Annotated in this window: 18 protein-coding genes; 14 read left to right on the forward strand and 4 right to left on the reverse strand. The window is 68.1% G+C overall.

Annotated elements, in window-relative coordinates:
- From J3367_RS04065 to J3367_RS04095, 7 genes are all read left to right on the forward strand, one after another.
- On the forward strand, positions 1-1,269 hold the full coding sequence (locus J3367_RS04065; RefSeq protein ID WP_421460235.1) for a vWA domain-containing protein: 1,269 nt from the start codon (positions 1-3) through the stop codon (positions 1,267-1,269).
- A 41-nt stretch (positions 1,270-1,310) separates the two neighbouring features.
- Positions 1,311-1,634 carry an XdhC family protein gene (locus J3367_RS04070; protein WP_024348580.1) on the forward strand — a complete coding sequence of 108 codons (324 nt, stop codon included), beginning with the start codon at positions 1,311-1,313 and terminating at the stop codon, positions 1,632-1,634.
- On the forward strand, positions 1,634-2,350 hold the full coding sequence (locus J3367_RS04075) for an XdhC family protein (protein WP_024348579.1): 717 nt from the start codon (positions 1,634-1,636) through the stop codon (positions 2,348-2,350). The genes J3367_RS04070 and J3367_RS04075 overlap by 1 nt, the downstream gene beginning before the upstream one ends.
- Positions 2,347-3,384: a molybdopterin-binding protein gene (locus J3367_RS04080; protein ID WP_024348578.1), complete on the forward strand. Its 1,038-nt coding sequence runs from the start codon at positions 2,347-2,349 to the stop codon at positions 3,382-3,384. Before J3367_RS04075 ends, J3367_RS04080 begins: the two co-directional genes overlap by 4 nt.
- Positions 3,374-3,994, forward strand: coding sequence for a nucleotidyltransferase family protein (locus J3367_RS04085; protein ID WP_024348577.1), 621 nt, complete (start codon positions 3,374-3,376; stop codon positions 3,992-3,994). The genes J3367_RS04080 and J3367_RS04085 overlap by 11 nt, the downstream gene beginning before the upstream one ends.
- A 95-nt stretch (positions 3,995-4,089) precedes the next feature.
- Positions 4,090-4,818, forward strand: coding sequence for an SDR family NAD(P)-dependent oxidoreductase (locus J3367_RS04090; protein ID WP_024348576.1), 729 nt, complete (start codon positions 4,090-4,092; stop codon positions 4,816-4,818).
- Positions 4,819-4,968: 150 nt separating this feature from the next.
- Complete coding sequence (locus J3367_RS04095; protein ID WP_051141474.1) at positions 4,969-5,250, forward strand: usg protein; 282 nt, start codon at positions 4,969-4,971, stop codon at positions 5,248-5,250.
- 63 nt (positions 5,251-5,313) lie between these two features.
- Here J3367_RS04095 and radC read toward each other — a convergent pair whose 3' ends face one another.
- The 4 genes from radC to phaC form a co-directional block, all read right to left on the reverse strand.
- Positions 5,314-6,054, reverse strand: coding sequence for a RadC family protein (gene radC / locus J3367_RS04100; RefSeq protein WP_024348574.1), 741 nt, complete (start codon positions 6,052-6,054; stop codon positions 5,314-5,316).
- Between the two features lie 43 nt (positions 6,055-6,097).
- Positions 6,098-6,952 carry a type I methionyl aminopeptidase gene (map, locus tag J3367_RS04105; RefSeq protein ID WP_421460239.1) on the reverse strand — a complete coding sequence of 285 codons (855 nt, stop codon included), beginning with the start codon at positions 6,950-6,952 and terminating at the stop codon, positions 6,098-6,100.
- Complete coding sequence (gene sfsA, locus J3367_RS04110) at positions 6,949-7,671, reverse strand: DNA/RNA nuclease SfsA (protein ID WP_024348572.1); 723 nt, start codon at positions 7,669-7,671, stop codon at positions 6,949-6,951. Before sfsA ends, map begins: the two co-directional genes overlap by 4 nt.
- Before the next feature lie 611 nt (positions 7,672-8,282).
- Positions 8,283-10,124 (reverse strand): class I poly(R)-hydroxyalkanoic acid synthase, encoded by a 1,842-nt coding sequence (phaC, locus tag J3367_RS04115; RefSeq protein ID WP_024348571.1) that lies wholly within the window; start codon positions 10,122-10,124, stop codon positions 8,283-8,285.
- A gap of 161 nt (positions 10,125-10,285) precedes the next feature.
- On the opposite strand from phaC, the gene J3367_RS04120 reads away from it, so the two are divergent.
- From J3367_RS04120 to J3367_RS04150, 7 genes are all read left to right on the forward strand, one after another.
- Positions 10,286-10,738 carry a hypothetical protein gene (locus J3367_RS04120; RefSeq protein ID WP_155898333.1) on the forward strand — a complete coding sequence of 151 codons (453 nt, stop codon included), beginning with the start codon at positions 10,286-10,288 and terminating at the stop codon, positions 10,736-10,738.
- Positions 10,739-10,826: 88 nt separating this feature from the next.
- Positions 10,827-12,044, forward strand: coding sequence for an LL-diaminopimelate aminotransferase (locus J3367_RS04125; RefSeq protein ID WP_024348569.1), 1,218 nt, complete (start codon positions 10,827-10,829; stop codon positions 12,042-12,044).
- 40 nt (positions 12,045-12,084) lie between these two features.
- Positions 12,085-13,389: a homoserine dehydrogenase gene (locus tag J3367_RS04130; protein ID WP_024348568.1), complete on the forward strand. Its 1,305-nt coding sequence runs from the start codon at positions 12,085-12,087 to the stop codon at positions 13,387-13,389.
- Between the two features lie 150 nt (positions 13,390-13,539).
- Complete coding sequence (gene glpX / locus J3367_RS04135; RefSeq protein ID WP_024348567.1) at positions 13,540-14,529, forward strand: class II fructose-bisphosphatase; 990 nt, start codon at positions 13,540-13,542, stop codon at positions 14,527-14,529.
- Positions 14,530-14,583: 54 nt separating this feature from the next.
- On the forward strand, positions 14,584-16,377 hold the full coding sequence (gene recJ / locus J3367_RS04140; protein WP_024348566.1) for a single-stranded-DNA-specific exonuclease RecJ: 1,794 nt from the start codon (positions 14,584-14,586) through the stop codon (positions 16,375-16,377).
- A 96-nt stretch (positions 16,378-16,473) separates the two neighbouring features.
- Positions 16,474-17,520: an aldo/keto reductase gene (locus J3367_RS04145; RefSeq protein ID WP_024348565.1), complete on the forward strand. Its 1,047-nt coding sequence runs from the start codon at positions 16,474-16,476 to the stop codon at positions 17,518-17,520.
- A gap of 110 nt (positions 17,521-17,630) precedes the next feature.
- A complete protein-coding gene (locus J3367_RS04150; RefSeq protein WP_029702466.1) occupies positions 17,631-18,614 on the forward strand; it encodes a TAXI family TRAP transporter solute-binding subunit in 984 nt (327 codons plus the stop codon).
- Positions 18,615-18,672 lie beyond the last annotated feature (58 nt).

Consider the following 18,672-nt stretch of genomic DNA (forward strand, 5'->3'; position numbering starts at 1 on the left):
ATGGCGGATTCGGACCCGGAGGATGGCGCGCCGGCAATTGCCGACCCCGAGGGCCGGCTGGCCGACAACATCGCCTATTTCGCCCGCGCGCTGCGCAAGGCCGGGCTGAAGCTCGGTCCGTCGGCAACGCTGGATGCCATCGCGGCGGTGAAGGCGGCGGGCCTGTCCTCGCGCGACGATTTCTACTGGACCCTGCATGCCGTGCTGGTCTCGCGGCACGAGGACGACGCCGTCTTCAACGAGGCGTTCCGGCTGTTCTGGCGCTCGCGCGAACTCATCGAGAAGATGATCGCGATGTTCTCGCCGACCGCGCCGCCGCGGCCGTCCAAGCCGGAGAAGAAGCGCGCCGGCGAGGACCGCGCCGCCGAGGCGATGTTCGAGGGCGCCAAGGAGCGGGTGACGAAGCAGGAAAAGCCGGAAATCGAGATCGACGCGAGCCTTACGGTCTCGGGCAACGAGGTGCTGCGCCAGAAGGACTTCGCCCAGATGAGCGTCGCCGAGGTCGAGGAGGCCAAGCGGGCGATCGCCGCCCTGCGGCTGCCGCAGGACCGGGTGCGTACGCGGCGCTTCCGCAGCGATCCGCGCGGTGCCAAGATCGACCCGCGGGCGATGATGCGCGCGTCGATGCGTACCGGCGGCGACCTTGTCCTGCCGAAGTTCCGCTCGCCGCGCGAGGTGCATCCGCCGCTGGTGGTGCTGGCCGACATCTCCGGCTCGATGAGCCAGTACAGCCGGATCTTCCTGCATTTCCTGCATGCCCTGACCGAGCAGCGGCGGGGCGTGCACACCTTCCTGTTCGGCACGCGGCTGACCAACGTCACCCGCCAGATGCGCCACAAGGACCCCGACGAGGCGCTGGCCGATTGCGCCGGCGCGGTGCGGGACTGGTCCGGCGGCACGCGGATCGGCGAGGCGCTGGCCGAGTTCAACCGGGTCTGGTCGCGCCGGGTGCTGACGCAGGGCGCGGTGACGATCCTGATCACCGACGGGCTGGAACGCGACAGTGTCGATGACCTCTCGCAACAGATGGAGCGGCTGCATAAATCCAGCCGGCGGCTGATATGGTTGAACCCGCTCTTGCGGTTCGACGGTTTCTCGGCACGGGCGAAGGGCGTGCGGGCCATGCTGCCGCATGTCGACGAGTTCCGCGCGGTGCATTCGCTGGAGGCGATGGGCGCGCTCTGCGCGGCCTTGTCGGAGGGCGGCGACCGCAACACCGATCCGCGCCGCTGGATCGCGGCGGCCGATCGCGCAGCCGCGGCGGCCTGAGCCGCAGGCGGACCGGCAGGATGCTTGAAGGAAGACGCAAGATGAGCCAACCCGAATTCGACGTCCTGAAGACCGCGGAAGCCTGGGCAGGAGAGGGGCGCAGCCTCGCGCTGGCCACCGTCGTGGAGACCTGGGGCTCGGCGCCGCGTCCGACCGGCAGCCATCTGGTGATCGATGCCGAGGGCAATTTCGAGGGCTCGGTCTCCGGCGGCTGCGTCGAGGGGGCGGTGGTCGCCGAAGCCGTGGACGTGATCGAGGCCGGCGCGCCGCGCATGCTGGAATTCGGCGTGGCCGACGAGACCGCCTGGCGCGTCGGGCTGTCCTGCGGCGGCCGGATCCGGGTCTATGTCGAACGGGTGAACTGATGGACCGCGCGCTTCTTTCCGCACTCAATGCAGAGCGCGAGGCCCGGCGGGCCGCGGTCGTCGTGACCGAGCTCGCCACCGGCACGCAGCGTCTGGTGCGCGAGGCCGAGGTGGCGGCCGATCCGCTGGCCGAAGAGATCGGCCGGGTGATCCGCTCCGGCAAGTCGGGGATCGTCCAGACCGGCGACGGCGAGGCGTTTCTCAACGCCCATCTGCCGCCGGCGCGGCTCGTGGTGATCGGCGCCGTCCATATCAGCCAGGCGCTGGCGCCGATCGCGCGGCTGGCCGGCTACGATATCGAGATCATCGATCCGCGCACCGCCTTCGCCACGCCGGAGCGCTTTCCCGACATCGCCCTCCATGCCGAATGGCCGGAGGACGTGCTCAAGGATCGTCCGCTCGACGCCTATACGGCGGTCTGCGTGATCACCCATGATCCCAAGATCGACGATTATCCGCTGATCGCGGCGCTGAAAGCCGGCTGCTTCTATATCGGCGCGCTGGGGAGCCGGAAGACCCATGCCAAACGCGTCGACCGGCTGGTGGAGGCCGGCATCGCGCCGCATCTGATCGAGCGGATCGAGGCGCCGATCGGCGCCGATATCGGTGCCGCCACGCCGGGCGAGATCGCCGTCGCCATCATGGCCTCGGTCGTCGAGGCTTTTCGCAAGCGCAAGATGTTCGCCGATCGCCGGGGCGAGACCGAGGCCGCATGATCTTCGGGGAGGTGGCTCTTGCCGATGCCGAGGGCGCGATCCTCGCCCATTCCAAGGCGCTCGACCGTGGCCGCCTGAAGAAGGGCACGCGGCTGTCCGCCGACGATGTCGCGCGGCTGCGCGCGGCGGGGATCGCGACGGTGGTGGCGGCGCGGCTGGAGCCGGGCGACCTGACCGAGGACGAGGCCGCCGCCGCGATCGGCGCGGCACTGGCCGGCGCCGGCGTGCGGGCCGGGGCCGCCGCCACCGGGCGGGTCAATCTCTTCGCCGAGCCTGCCGGGCTGTTCCTGCCGGATCGCCGCGTCGTCGATGCGCTGAACGCTATCGACCCGGGCATCACGCTGGCGACGCTGGCCGAACATGCCCCGGTCGATGCCGGCCAGATGGTGGCAACGGTGAAGATCATCCCGCTCGCCGTCCCCGGCGCGGCCGTCGATAGGGCGGTGCAGCTCGTCGCGGAGAGGGCGGCCTTCCGGCTGGCGCCCTTCGCGGCGCGGCGCGTGGCGCTGATCCAGACCGAACTGCCGGGCGTCAAGCCGAGCGTCCTCGACAAGACGCGGCGGGCGACGGAGGCGCGGCTGGCGCTGTCCGGCTCGACAATCAGCGAGGAGATCCGCTGCGCCCACGACACGGTGGCGCTCAGGGACGCGCTCGAAGGGCTCGGGCCCGCCGACATCACGCTGGTCTTCGGCGCCTCGGCGGTGATCGACGCCGGCGACGTGATCCCGGCGGCGATCGTGGCGGCCGGCGGCGCCGTCGACCATCTCGGCATGCCGGTCGATCCCGGCAATCTGTTGCTGCTCGGCCGACTGGAGGGACGTCCGGTGCTGGGCGCGCCGGGCTGCGCCCGCAGTCCCAAGGAAAACGGATTCGACTGGGTTTTGAATCGCCTGCTGGCCGATCTTGCGGTGTCGGGCGAGGATATCAGGCGCATGGGCGTCGGCGGTCTCCTGATGGAGATCGCCTCGCGTCCGCAGCCGCGCGAGGCGCTGCCGAAGGAAAGCGAGACGCGAGGCCCGGCAGATGCCGGATGATGCCCGGCCGGCCGTCGACGTGGTGATCCTCGCCGCGGGCCGGTCCAGCCGCATGGGCGGACCGAACAAGCTGCTCGCCACCTTCGACGGCGTGCCGCTGGTGCGCCGCTCGGCCGAGACCGCGCTCGCCTCGAGCGCTCGCCATGTTCGCGTCGTCGTCGGCCATATGCGCGCCGAGATCGGCGCGGCGCTCGCCGGGCTCGATCTGTCGCTCATCGAGAACCCCGCCTATGCCGACGGCCTTTCAACGTCGCTGAAGGCGGGCTTTGCGGAGGCCGTGGCGGCGGGCGCGGATGGCGTGCTCGTCATGCTCGCCGACCAGCCGCAACTCGAGCCCGCCGATCTCAACCGGCTGATCGCCGCCTTCGCGCCCGAGGGCAGAGGCGCGATCGTCGCCGCCTCGGATGGTGGCAAGCGGCGCAACCCGGTGCTTCTCGCCACCGGTTTTGCCGACGAGATCGCGGCGATTGCCGGCGATGTCGGCGCGCAATCGGTGATTGCGGCGCATCCGGACGCCCTGGTCACGGTGGAGATCGGCGCGGCGGCCAGCGTCGATGTCGATACGCCGGAAGCCATGCGCGCGGCGGGCGGCGCCATCGTCTCCGCCTGACACGTCGCCTCGGCGCGCCATCGCGTCGCAGTTGATCGTTCGGCCTGCGGCGGCATCTGCCGGTCTCGACGCAATCAGGGAAGGCCGGCACGATCATGGGCAGATATCTCATCTACGGCGGCAATGGCGGTATCGGCGAAGCCATCGCCCGGCGCCTGGCGACGGCCGGTCACGACCTTGTCCTTGCCGGCCGCAACGACGAGGAACTGCAGGCGCTGGCCGGCGAGATCGGGGCGCAGACAGTGACCTGCGACGTGACCGACGACAACGCCATCGCAACAGCGGCCGAGGCGGCGGGGGAGATCCTCGACGGGCTGGTTTACGCGGTCGGCACGATCAATCTGAAGCCCTTCGCCAGATTGAAGGGCGAGGACTTTCTTAATGATTTCAACCTGAACGCGCTGGCTGCTGCGAAAGCGATTCAGGCGTCGCTTCCGGCATTGCAGAAGGCGCCGGACGGGGCGAGCGTCCTCCTGTTCTCCACGGTTGCAGTGGATCAGGGCTTTGCCGCCCATGCCTCGATCGCCATGGCCAAGGGCGCCGTCGTCGGGCTGACCCGCTCGCTCGCCGCCGAGTTCGCGCCGCAGATCCGGGTCAATGCCATCGCGCCGTCGCTGGTCGACAGCCCGCTCGGCAAGCGCGTCGCATCGAGCGAGAAGATGGCCGAGGCGGTGGCCAAGATGCATCCGCTGCCGCGTCTCGGCCGGCCCGACGACATCGCGGCGATGGGCGAGGTCCTGCTCACCGATGCCGGGTCCTGGATCACCGGGCAGGTCATCGGCATCGACGGCGGACGTTCGACCCTCCGCGTCGCACGCGGCTGACCGGGGCAGGGGCGGGCAAGTCGCCGCGAGGTTCGGTTTGCGGGTCACGGATGCGCGACCGGCTTGCCAGGCTTTAACGAAGCGTTAACCATAGGGGCAGAGCATCCAGGTGCCGGTTCATGCCGGCCGGCACAGCCAAGGAGCTTGCCGATGCACACCCGCAACGTCGATCCCCAGTTCGAGAACATGCTGAAGGGCTTCGGCCTGACCACAGCCGAAGTTCTCTACCGGATGCCGGATCATCCCGACTTCCTGCAGAGCTTTTCCTGGCAGTTCGAGGACATGGCCCCGAGCTATCCGCGCCTGAAGCGCTTCCTCGATCATTGGGACCGCGAGATCGAGGCGGCGATCCACTCCGTCCGGGTCATGCATGCCGGCCTGATCCGGCCGCGCGAGATCCGGCTGGTCAAGGATGGCGGTCACTTGCACTGAGCGAAGGCACCCCTCGCATCGCTGCCGCCGGACGAGGCGGCGGCGGGCGGGTGGCTCTCATCCTCAGATCAGGCGCAGCCCCTTCAGGCTGGCATGGCCGTTCTTGCCGATGATGATGTGGTCGTGGACGGCGATGCCGAGCGGCTTCGCCGTGTCGATGATGGTGCGGGTCATCTCGATGTCGGCCCGTGACGGGGTCGGGTCTCCCGACGGGTGGTTGTGGACGAGGATGATGGCGGTGGCCGACAGTTCCAGCCCGCGCTTGACGACCTCGCGGGTGTAGACCGGCGTGTGGTCGACCGTGCCGGTGCCCTGCACCTCGTCGGCGATCAGGGCGTTCTTCTTGTCGAGGAACAGGATGCGGAACTGCTCGCGGGTCTCGTAGGCCATGGCGGCCTTGCAATAGTCGAGCACCGCCGACCAGGACGACAGCACCTCGCGCTGCCTGACGGCCGAGCGCATGGCCCGCTGGTTGATCGCCGCGACGATGGCGATGTCGCGCGCGACGCTGTCCTTGACGCCCGGCACCTCGGTCAGCCGCCGCGGCGGCGCGTTCAGCACTTCGCCCAGCGAGCCGAAGCGGGCGATCAGCGCCTTGGCGATCGGCTTGACGTCGCGGCGCGGAATGGTGCGGAAAAGGACGAGTTCGAGCAGTTCGTAATCGGCCAGGGCATCGGCGCCGGCATCAGTGAAGCGGGCGCGCAGCCGGTCGCGATGGCCGAGATGATGGTCGGTCTTCGCCGCGTCTTGAGATTTGCGTGAGCGTCCGCCCGATGGCGTGCCGGCCTCCTGAAGACCGGTCATTACCGGTTCGTCGTCGGAGGCCGCGGAGGTCATCGTGCCGGAACTAGCTGGCCGCGGCGGCGGTCAGCGGCTCGACCGTCAGGCCCGGCGTGTCGAAGCCGCCCGGCGACAGGGTGAACACCTCGTAGCCGGTTTCCGTGACGCCGACCGTGTGCTCGTACTGGGCGGACAGCGACCGGTCGCGGGTCACGGCGGTCCAGCCGTCGGAGAGGATCTTCACATGCGGGCGGCCGATATTGATCATCGGCTCGATGGTGAAGATCATGCCGGGGCGTATCTCGGCGCCTTCGCCGCGGCGGCCGTAATGCAGGATGTTCGGCGCGTCGTGGAACAGTTTGCCGACGCCATGGCCGCAGAAGTCGCGCACCACCGAGCAGCGCTCGGATTCGGCATAGGTCTGGATCGCCTCGCCGATGTCGCCGATATGGCCGCCCGGCCGCACCGCCTCGATGCCGATCATCAGCGAGCGGTAGGTCACGTCGCACAGCCGTTCGGCGGCGCGCTTGACCCGGCCGACCGGATACATGCGCGAGGAATCGCCATGCCAGCCATCGACGATGAAGGTGACGTCGATATTGACGATGTCGCCTTCCTTCAGGGCCTTGTCGTTGGGAATGCCGTGGCAGACCACGTGGTTGATCGAGGTGCAGACGCTCTTGGTGTAGCCGCGATAGTTCAGCGTCGCGGGCACCGCGTCGTTGGCGAGGCCGAACTCCATCACGTAGCGATCGATCGCATCCGTCGTCACGCCCGGCTCGACGATGCCGGCCAGCCCGTCGAGGCAGCGGGCCGTGAGCTGGCAGGCCTTGCGCATGCCGGCGAAGGCCGCTTCGTCATAGAGACGGATCGCCCCCGTGTTGCGGGTCGGATTCGCTTCGGCTTCGAGATAGGTGGTCATGGCTGGCGCGCGCTGTCGACGATCGGAAGGATGGTCGTGGGTCGGATATCTGACAGATTGATGTCGCACCGAACGGCATGGGCTTCAACCCCTCGTTCGCGGGCGAGGGCGAATGCCGCGGCATAGGCCGGGTCGAGATCGGCGGCGAAGGCCACCCGGTCGCAGTCGCCGCGCTGGACGATGTAGAGCATCATCGCCCGGTCGCCGGCCGCCACGCGATCGCCGAGTTCGTCGAGATGTCGGGCCCCGCGGGTGGTCACGCAGTCGGGAAATTCGGCCAGCCCAGGCCGGCGCATCAGGTGGACGTTCTTGACCTCGACATAGATCGGCTGGCCGTCCGGCGCCTGGTAGAGCAGGTCGACGCGCGACCGGCGACCGTAGTTCACCTCGCGGCGGGCCGTGCCGAGTCCGGCAAGCGGCGGCACCAGCCCGGCGGCGATGGCCTCTTCGGCAAGACGGTTCGGCAGGGCGGTGTTGATGCCGACCAGCGTGCCGTCGGCCTCGACGATCTCCAGGGTCAGCGGCAGCTTGCGCTTCAGATTGGTCGAGCGCGACAGCCAGACCCGCGAGCCCTCCGCCTTCAGCCCCATCATCGCGCCGGGATTCGGGCAATGAACGGTGACGGGCTCGCTCTCGCCGTCGATCACCACATCGGCGAGGAAGCGCTTGTAGCGCAGGACGAGGCGCGCCGGGATGAGCGGAGAGGGGAAGCTGACCATGGCTGCCGATAGCGGCGGCGGTCGGCCGGCGTCAATTCGAGAGAACACCTCTCCCTGTTGCCACTTGGTTTTGCGCCATTGGCTGAAATGGTGTGAGATCGAAATGAATGCAGGTGGGAGGGGGCGTGATGGTTCGGTCGGTTAATATAAACATCCTTGACTACGAGGATTACGCAGCAATGCGGCGTGAAGGGTGGGTACTTAGAGGGGCAGTAATGATCCTACCTAACCGCTTGCCGCACTCAATGGATACATTGTCCCTAGACCAAATTGGGAGAGGCGACCGCATTGAACACACGACTGAACGCGCGAAGCCATCGTTACATCGCGAAAGGAAAATGTCACAACGATTGAAGCAAGAAAGCGCATCAAATCAAGGAAAACCCGTTAAGGTCGCCGCTGTTATTAAGCGTTCGGCGCGAACAAAACGGTGGCGATCAGACGATCGCTCAATAGGTTCAGCTCGTATCCTTGAAGACCGAACGCAAGCTGTCGACGAGCTGAGGGCACGTTATACAAGGCCCCCACGCCCGACCGAGGGGCGCCGGGGCAAGAATATATTCAGGGCATACCCACTTTTGATCCAACGCTAACTGTATTCGATCATAGCCTCAGGCCTTGATCTGCACGTAGCTGCCGGGCGCATCCTCGATCGGCTTCAGCTTGCGGCCGCCGGGCTTGCGCGCCTTGACCTTGGTGCCGGACAGCGGCGCGATCCATTCCTGCCAGTGCGGCCACCAGGATCCGGGCGTCTCCTTCGCCGCCAGCAGCCAGTCCTCGTATGTGTCGACCTCCTTAGGGGCCGGGCCCGTCCAGTACTGGTACTTGTTCTTCTCGGGCGGATTGACGACGCCGGCGATGTGGCCGGAGCCGGACAGGACATAGGTGACCTTCGAGCCGAAGGCCCGGCAGCCGGTGAAGACGCTGCGGGCCGGGGCGATGTGGTCTTCCTTGGTCGCCAGATTGTAGATCGGGATATCAACCTGCGACAGGTCCAGCCGGTGGCCGCCGATCTCCATCTCGCCGCGCGACAGCCGGTTCTCCAGGTAGCAATTGCGCAGGTAGAACAGATGGTTCGCCTTCGGCATGCGGGTGGAATCGGCGTTCCAGTAGAGCAGGTCGAAGGGCAGCGGCTCCTTGCCGCGCAGGTAGTTGTTGACGAAATAGGGCCAGATCAGATCGCCCGAGCGCAGGAGGTTGAAGGCCGTCGCCATCTGCGAGCCTTCCAGATAGCCCTTCTTCTCCATCGCCCGCTCCAGCGTCTGGAGCTGCGGCTCGTCAACGAAGACCTTCAGATCGCCGGCATGGGTGAAGTCGATCTGGGTGGTCAGGAAGGTGGTCGAGGCGATCCGCGTGTCGCCGGTCGCCTTCAGATAGGCGAGGGAGGCGCCGAGCAGCGTGCCGCCGACGCAATAGCCGATCGTGTTGACCTCTTTCTGATTGGTGGCCGCCTCTACGGTGTCGAGGCCGAAGACGATGCCTTCCTCGATATAGGCCTGCCAGTCCTTCATCGCCTGCCGGTCGTCGGGATTGACCCAGGAAATGACGAACACCGTGTGGCCCTGGCCGACGAGCCAGTTGATGAAGGATTTCTCCGGCTTCAGGTCGAGAATGTAGAACTTGTTGATCCAGGGCGGCACGATCAGCAGCGGCCGCTTGAACACGGTCTCGGTCTGCGGCGCGTACTGGATGATCTGGCACACGTCGTTCTGGGCGACCACCTTGCCGGGGGTCAGGGCCATGTCGCGGCCGACCTTGAAGGTCGAGGCGTCGGACTGGCGCAGGCGCAGGGTGCCGCCGCCGGCCTGCATGTCCTCGGCGAACATCTTCATGCCGCGCACCAGGTTCTCGCCGTTGGAGGCGACGGTCTCGCGGTAGAGCTCGGGATTGGTCAGGACGAAATTCGACGGCGACAGGGCGTTGCTCACCTGCCTGAGATAGAATTCCGCCTTGTGGCGCGTGTGCGGATCGAGGCCCTCGGTGCGCTCCAAAAGGTCGTCGGCCCAGCGCGTCGTCAGGATGTAAACCTGCTTCACGAAGTCGAAGAACAGGTGCTCGCTCCACTGCTTGTCGGCAAAGCGCTTGTCGCCCTTGGGCGTCTCGACCGGATTGACCGGCGCCTCGCCGGCCATGCGCCGGATCGAGTTGTTCCAGACATTCATGTAGTTGGAGAAGAGCGCGGTCTGGGCTTCCACCGCCCGGGTCGGATCGGTCAGCCAGTATTCGGACACCTTCGACAGGGTCTGGACGATCTCGCCCAGCGACACCGGATTGTCCTCGACGATCTCGCCGCGCTCGCGCGGGCCCACCCAGGCCGAGGCCGCCTTGCCGACCTCTTCCAGAACATGCGCCATGTTGCGCGCGAAGGCTTCCGGATCCTTGACGACGAAGTCCGGGTCGGGACCGGCGCCGTTTTGCGGTCCGGCGTCGTTCGGCTGCTTGGTCGTCGTCATGCGGCATCCTCCCATGCGGTACGGGCGTGCTGGTTCCCAGTCTGGCCCGAGGTGCCCGGCCATTGTGTCGAGGATCGGCTCCCGCCACAATCGGGCACCCAAGCTTTTGTCAAAGCCCGACCTCTAGGATATGAGGTGTGACGCTGTTTCAAGAAGGCCTGATGGCTATGCTTCCGCTTTCCGTTATCCGTCCGTTCGCGATCGTGCTGGCGCTGCTGCCGGCCGCCGCCTGTCAGTCGGAGAACACGTCCGTCGGCGCCCTGCGGCTCGCGGCCTCGCCGGACGTGCCGAGTTCGCAGCGGACCGACGCGGACGGCTATCCGCTGCTCGGTGCCTATCCGGGTCGCGCCGCCGAGCAGCTGACCGATGCCGAGGTGCAGGCCGAGCAGGCCCGGCTCGCCGCCACGGCCGGCCAGCATGCCAACGCGGCGGCGCAGCCGAGCGGCTTCGACGGCAAGATCCAGCGCGCCCAGTCGGTGCGCCAGCAGCAGGCCGCGGAGATGGAAGCGGTGCTGGCCACCGAGCCGACGCCGCGCGACGCCGCCGGCAAGCGGCCGGCGCGCACCGGGCCGACGCCCGAGGAAGTCTTGCGCCAGATCGAGGCCGGGCAGTAACAGGCCTTCCGCCGACTAAATTTCCGCGACCGGCCCACCCGACGACCGGCCCAATCCCCGACCGGCATTGCGCCGAGGACCGAATATCATGGAAGAATTTCACAAGATCCGCCGGCTTCCGCCTTACGTCTTCGAGGAGGTCAACCGCCTGAAGGCGACGGCCCGCGCCGGCGGCGCCGACATCGTCGATCTGGGCATGGGCAATCCCGACCTGCCGACGCCGAAATTCATCGTCGACAAGATGTGCGAGGCGATCCGCGATCCGCGCACCCACCGCTATTCGGCCTCCAAGGGCATCGCCGGGCTGCGCAAGGCGCAGGCGGCCTATTACGCCCGCCGCTTCGGCGTGACGCTGAACCCCAACACCCAGGTGGTGGCGACGCTCGGCTCGAAGGAAGGCTTCGCCAACATGGCGCAGGCCATCACCGCGCCCGGCGACGTGGTGCTGTGCCCGAACCCGACCTATCCGATCCATGCCTTCGGCTTCATCATGTCGGGCGGCACGATCCGCGCGATCCCGGCCAAGCCGGACGACGACTTCCTCGTCGCCATCGACCGGGCGGTGCGCTACTCGATCCCCAAGCCGATCGCCATCATCCTCAACTACCCGGCCAATCCGACCGCCTTCGAGGCCGATCTCGACTTCTATCGCGAGATCGTCGCCTTCGCGCGCAAGCACGAGATCGTCGTCCTGTCGGATCTGGCCTATGCCGAAATCTTCTTCGACGGCTCGCCGCCGCCCTCGATCCTCGAGGTGGAGGGTGCGATGGACGTGGCGGTGGAGTTCACCTCCATGTCGAAGACCTTCTCCATGCCGGGCTGGCGGATGGGCTTTGCCGTCGGCAACGAGCGGCTGCTGGCGGCGCTGGCGCGGGTGAAGTCCTATCTCGACTACGGCGCCTTCACGCCGATCCAGGTCGCGGCGACCGCGGCGCTGAACGCCGGCGACGAGGCGATCGAGGAGGTGCGGACCATCTATCGCCGCCGCCGCGACGTGCTGGTCGATTCGTTCGGCCGCGCCGGCTGGAACGTGCCGTCGCCGTCCTCGACCATGTTCGCCTGGGCCCCGCTGCCCGAAGCCTACCGCCACATGGGCTCCTTGGAATTCTCCAAGCTCCTGATCGAGAAGGCGGATGTGGCCGTCGCACCGGGCATCGGCTTCGGCGAGCATGGCGACAGCCATGTGCGCATCGCGCTGGTCGAGAACGAGCATCGCATTCGCCAGGCGGCCCGCAACATCAAGCGCTTTCTTGCCACCGGCGCCGAAGCCGGGCAGAAGGTCGAACCCATCGGCGCCGGCTCCTGACCTCGCCGGCTATTTCGACGCAAACATCGACAGGGACGTCATGAACAGCCCATTGCGGCTCGGCATTGCCGGGCTTGGAACGGTCGGCGCGAGCCTTGCCCGGCTGATCGAGACCAGGGCCGAGGCGCTGGCCAACAAGGCCGGCCGTGCGATCCGCACCACCGCGGTCTGTGCCCGCGACCGCAGCCGCGACCGCGGCTTCGACAGTTCCGGCCTCGCCTGGTTCGACGATCCGGTGAAGCTGGCGGCGGAGGCCGACATCGACGTCTTCGTCGAGCTGATCGGCGGATCGGAAGGCCCGGCGCTGGATTCGGTGAAGGCGGCGCTGAACCGCGGCCTGCCGGTGGTGACCGCCAACAAGGCGCTGCTCGCCCATCACGGCGTGACCCTGGCGCGGCTGGCGGCCCGCAAGAAGACCGAGATCCTGTTCGAGGCGGCGGTCGCGGGCGGCATCCCGATCGTCAAGACCATGCGCGAGGCGCTGGTCGGCAACGATGTCAGCCGCGTCTACGGCATCCTCAACGGCACCTGCAACTACATGCTGACCCGCATGGAGAAGGAGGGGATCGCCTTCGAGGCCTGCCTCGCCGACGCCCAGCGGCTTGGCTATGCGGAAGCCGATCCGACCTTCGACATCGGCGGCTTCGACGCGGCCCACAAGCTGACGATCCTCACCTCGCTCGCCTTCGGCTGCGAGCTCGACCTGGAATCGGTGTTCATCGAGGGCATCGAGACGGTGACCAACGACGACATCGCCGCCGCGGCCGAGCTCGGCTACCGCATCAAGCTGCTTGCCGTCGCCATGCGCACCGATACCGGCATCGAGCAGCGCGTCCATCCGGCGATGATCCCGGCCGATTCCGCCCTGGCGCGGGTCGACGGCGTGACCAATGCGGTGGCGGTGGACAGCGACCTCCTCGGCTCGATCCTGCTGGCCGGCCCGGGTGCCGGCGGTGAGGCGACCGCCTCGGCGGTGCTGTCGGACATCATGGACGTCGCCGGCGGCACCCTGCGGCCGACGCTCGGCATGCCGGCGGCCAATCTGGCGCCCTACAAGCGGGCCCGCATGCGCGCCCATGAGGGCGGCTACTACATTCGCCTGTCGGTGCTCGACCGGGTCGGCGCCTTCGCCTCGATCGCGCGGCGCATGGCCGAGAGCAAGATCTCGCTGGAATCGATCGTCCAGCGGCGGCGCGACGAGACCGCCGACGCGTCGATCGCCCCGGTCGTGCTCGTCACCCACGAGACCACCGAGGCGGCCGTCCGCAAGGCGCTGGAGATGGTGTCCAAGGACGGGCATCTGTCCGGCGAGCCGAAGATGATCCGCATCGAGGCGCTCGACTGACCGCTTCATTCGCCGGAGGGCCCGGGAGGCGGCTTCTCCGGCATTGTGACCGGTGACATTGTGCTTTCGCACATCCGGCGCATATCAGGCCTGCACGCCCGGCACTGACAGGATTCGGGCGGCGGGGACGCGACGAGGGAGAGACGCGCGATGACCAGGGCACCTGACGAGACCGGCACGCTGGACCGGATTCTGACGCTCGAAATCGCGCGGGTCACCGAGCGGGCCGCCGTCGCGGCGGCGCATCTGCGCGGCCGCGGCGACGAGAAGGCCGCCGACCAGGCCGCCGTCGATGCCATGCGTTCGGAGCTCAACACGCTGGCCATTGAGGGCGTCATCGTCATCGGCGAGGGCGAACGCGACGAGGCGCCGATGCTGTTCATCGGCGAACAGGTCGGCACCGGCGACGGGCCTGCGGTCGACGTGGCGCTGGATCCCCTCGAGGGCCGTACGGTCTGCGCCAAGAACCTGCCCAACTCGCTGGCCGTCATCGCCATGACCGGACGCGGCAGCCTGCTCAACGCGCCGGACGTCTACATGGAGAAGATCGCCGTCGGACCGGGCTATCCGGAGGGCGTCGTCGATCTGGCCCAGCCGCCCGAGGTCAATCTGCAGGCGCTGGCCAAAGCGAAGGGCGTCGCGGTCTCCGAGATCACCGCCTGCATCCTCGACCGGCCGCGCCATGCGCCGCTGATCGAGGCGGTGCGCGAGGCCGGCGCCGCCATCCGCCTGATCGGCGATGGCGACATTGCCGGCGTCATCCACACCACCGATCCCGAGCAGACCGGCATCGACATCTATATGGGCATTGGCGGTGCGCCCGAGGGCGTCCTGGCCGCCGCGGCGCTGCGCTGCACCGGCGGGCAGATCCAGGGCCGCCTGCAGCTCAACACCAACGACAAGCGCGCCCGCGCCGAAAAGATGGGCATCTCCGATCCCTATCGGATCTACTCGACAAACGAGATGGCCTCCGGCGACGTGATCTTCGCCGCGACCGGCGTGACCGACGGCAATCTCCTCGACGGCGTGCGCTTCTACAACGACCGCATCGTCACCCACACGCTGCTGATGCGGTCGCGCTCGCGCACCGTGCGCGAGATGCGCGCCTATCACCACGACAAGTCCAAGTTTCATCTGTGAGCAGTCGCGGGGACGGCCTTGCGCCGCCCCGTCGCCATCGCCACAACAGCATCCATGGCCGCACCCCTGCGCACATTTCTCGACGTCGATCGCTCGATCGGCGGTCGCCGCTGGCTGAACGCGCTCGACGAGCGGGCCGAAGGCGCCGCCCTGAAGATGGCGCAGTCGCTGGGCCTGCCGGACATCGTCAGCCGGGTGCTGGCGGCGCGCGGCATCGCCGAGGCGGATGCGACGGGCTTCCTCGATCCGCGCATTCGCGACCTGATGCCCGATCCCTCGCGCCTCACCGACATGGACGCGGCCGCCGACCGCCTCGCGGACGCCATCGGCCGGCGCGAGACCGTGGCGATCTTCGGCGACTATGACGTCGACGGCGCGGCGTCCTCGGCGCTGCTCTGGCGTTACCTGAAGCATTTCGGCATCGACGCGGCGATCCGCATTCCCGACCGGATCACCGAGGGTTACGGCCCGAATCCTGCCGCGATGCGCGAACTCGCGGCCGACGGCGCGACGCTGATCGTCACCGTCGACTGCGGCACCGGCAGCTTCGAGGCGATCGAGGCGGCGCGCGCCGAGGGCGTCGACGTGGTCGTTCTCGACCACCACCAGACCGGGCCCGAGCTTCCCGACGCCAATGTGCTGGTCAATCCGAACCGCCAGGACGACCTTTCGGGGCTGGGGCATCTGTGCGCGGCCGGCGTCGTGTTCATGACGCTGGTGGCGGTGTCGCGCGAGTTGCGCCGGCGGGGCATGGCCCAGTCGAAGCTGCCGGACGTCTTCGGCCTGCTCGACCTCGTGGCGCTGGCGACGGTCTGCGACGTGGTCCCGCTGGTCGGGCTCAACCGCGCCTTCGTGGTGCAGGGACTGAAGGTCGCCCATGCCCAGCGCAATGGCGGACTGGCGGCGCTCGGCCGGGTCTCGCGCCTGTCCGGACCGATGGAGACCCATCATTTCGGCTTCATGCTGGGACCGCGGATCAACGCCGGCGGCCGGATCGGCGACGCCGCCCTCGGCAGCCGGCTGCTCTGCCTCGACGACGACGCGGCCTGCGACGAGATCGCCGCGCGCCTCAGCGCCCTCAACGAGGAGCGCCAGGCGATGGAGCAGACCATGCTGGCCGAGGCCGATGCCGAGGTTGCCGCCGAGATCGGCTCGGGGGAGGGCCCGGCCGTGCTGGTCGTCGGCTCGAACGACTGGCATCCGGGCATCGTCGGGCTGATCTCGGCGCGCCTCAAGGAGCGCTATCGCCGCCCGGCCTTCGCCATCGCCTTCGACGGCTCGGGCCGCGGCACCGGTTCCGGCCGCTCCATCGGCGGGTTCGATCTCGGCCGGCTGGTGCGCGAGGCGGTGACCGAAGGGCTGCTGGTCAAGGGCGGCGGCCATGCGATGGCGGCCGGCGTGACCATCCAGAAGGAGCGGCTCGGCGATTTCCGCGGCTTCCTGGAAGAACGCGCCGCTGCGGCCGTGACCGCGTTGCGCGAGGGCGATTCGCTCAAGATCGACGGCACGGTCAGCGCGGCCGGGCTGACGCCCGAGCTCTATGCGACGATCATGCGGGCCGGACCCTTCGGCTCGGGTCATGCGTCACCGATCTTCGCGCTCGCCCGGCACCGGATTGATTCCTCCTCGATCGTCGGCAATGGCCATGTGCGGGCGACCCTGCGCGGCGCCGACGGCGCCCGCGTCTCGGCGATCGCCTTCAAGACGGCAGAAACCGAAGTTGGCCAGAGGCTCCTCAATTCCCGCGACCGCCCGGTCCACGCCGTCGGGACCCTGTCGCTGGACAGGTACCGGGGGCGTGAGGAAGTGCGTTTCCGGCTGCTCGACCTCGCCGAAGCCTTCGACTGAACTCGCCGTCACCCCTGCAACCCTGCCGTTTGCTTGTGCCGGGGGGAGAATTGGCTAGGGTCCGGCCCGAACGATTCCCCATCAGCGAGGACACGCATGAAGTACCGTCCACTCGGCCGGACCGGCCTGAGCGTCAGCGAGATCTGTCTCGGCACCATGACCTGGGGAAGCCAGAACAGCGAAGCCGAGGGCCATCAGCAGATGGACTACGCGGTGGAGGCGGGCGTCAATTTCTTCGACGCCGCCGAAATGTATCCGACGACGCCGATGACCGCCGAGACGGTCGGCCGCACCGAGGAGATCATCGGGACGTGGTTCGCCGCGTCCGGCAAGCGTGACGATGTCGTCCTTGCCAGCAAGATCACCGGCCAGGGCAATGCCAAGGTGCGCGGCGGCGAGCCGATCACCGGCGCCAGCGTCCGGGCGGCGGCGGAGGCCAGCCTGAAGCGCCTGCAGACCGACCGCATCGATCTTTACCAGCTGCACTGGCCGAACCGCGGCTCCTACCATTTCCGCCAGTCCTGGACCTACGATCCGAGCGGCCAGGACCCCGCCGCTGTCGAGGCCAACATGGTCGAGGTGCTGGAAGCGCTGGACGAACTGGTGAAGGCCGGCAAGATCGGCCATGTGGGCCTGTCCAACGAGACCTGCTGGGGCACGCAGAAATTCCTGCAGCTCGCCGAGGCGCGGGGCCTGCCGCGGGTCGCCTCGATCCAGAACGAATACAGCCTGATGCACCGGCTGTTCGACCTCGATCTCGCCGAGCTGTCGGTCAACGAGGATGTCGGCCTGCTGGCCTATTCGCCGCTCGCCGCCGGTCTCCTGACCGGCAAGTACAGCGGCGGCGCCAGCCCGGAGGGCGCGCGGCTCGCGGTCAACGACAATGCGCTCGGCGGCCGCTACACGCCGCAGAACGCGGTCATCGCCGACGCCTACGGCGCCATCGCGAAGAAGCACGGCCTCGATGTCTGCCAGATGGCGATCGCCTTCTGCCTGACCCGGCCGTTCATGACGGCGGCGATCATCGGCGCGACCGACATGGACCAGCTGCGCAACAACATCGCGGCAACGGACGTGACGCTCGGTGAGGACGTTCTGGCCGAGATCGACGCGCTGCATCGCAAGCATCCGATCCCGATGTGACCTTTTCTGCGGCCGCCGTGCCTTGCCTCAAGGGGCGGCCGCACTTGACAGAGAGGCCGGCGCTGCCGACAGCGTCGACCGGGACACACGCCGGCACCGGCGGAACGACGATGGGAGGAATGACGATGCACGGAAATGGTCTGAAGACGTTCGCAGCCGCTGCGGCCGTACTGGTCGCGGGGCTCCATGCGGCACCGGGTGCCGCCGAGGAGCGGATCTCCTACAAATCCGCCAAGAGCGGCACGTCCTACTACCAGATGGGTGTCGAGCTCGCGAATGCGGTGAAGGGCGGCACCAATGGCGAGGTCATCGTCACGGTCGAGGAAAGCCAGGGCTCGGTCCAGAACGTGATGGAAGCGGCGGCCCGCGCCGGCAATTACGTCTTCACCGCGCCTCCCGGTCTCGTCTCGGCCGCCGCGGCCGGCACCGGCCCCTTCGCCGAGCGCCAGAACCCGCGCTTCGCCGAGATCCGCTCGCTGTTCCCGATCCCGTCGCTGACCATGCATTTCGTCATGCGCGGCGATGCCGATGCGCGCGCGCTGGAGGACATGGCCGGCAAGACCATCCTTCTCGGCAAGGGCTCCTTCGGCGCCACCGAGGGCGAGAAATATCTCGAGCTCTTCGGCCTTGCCGACAAGGTGACGGTCGCCGACGCCGAGCTCGGCAACGCCTCCGACGCGCTGAAGAACGGCCAGATCGACGGCTTCGTGACCGCCGGTTCGTTCCCCGCACCGAACGTCATCGAGGCCTCGGCCAGCACGCCGGTGAGCCTGATCACGCTGACCGACGAGCAGGTGGCCGAGACCGGCCGCACGCGGCAGGTGATCCCGGCCGGCACCTATGCCGGCATCGACGAGGACACCGTCACCACCTCGCTGCCGGTCGTCGCCTTCACCACCACCGCCACGAGCGATGAGACCGCCTATCTCCTGACCAAGACCTTCTGGGACGAGAAGGCGGCGATGGGCGAGAGCGCCCGCTGGTGGAACGCGGTCACGCCGGAACTCCTGGAAGGCAGCGGCGTCAAGCTGCATCCGGGTGCGGCGCGCTACTACGAGGAAGCCGGGATCGATCTGCCCGACGATCTGCGCTGAGACGACCGGGCCCTGAACCGACAAAGACCCTTCCGGCCCCGGTAGCGCGCAACGCTGC

The sequence above is a fragment of the Aurantimonas sp. NFXS3 genome (assembly GCF_049132005.1).
Lineage (GTDB): Bacteria > Pseudomonadota > Alphaproteobacteria > Rhizobiales > Rhizobiaceae > Aurantimonas > Aurantimonas coralicida.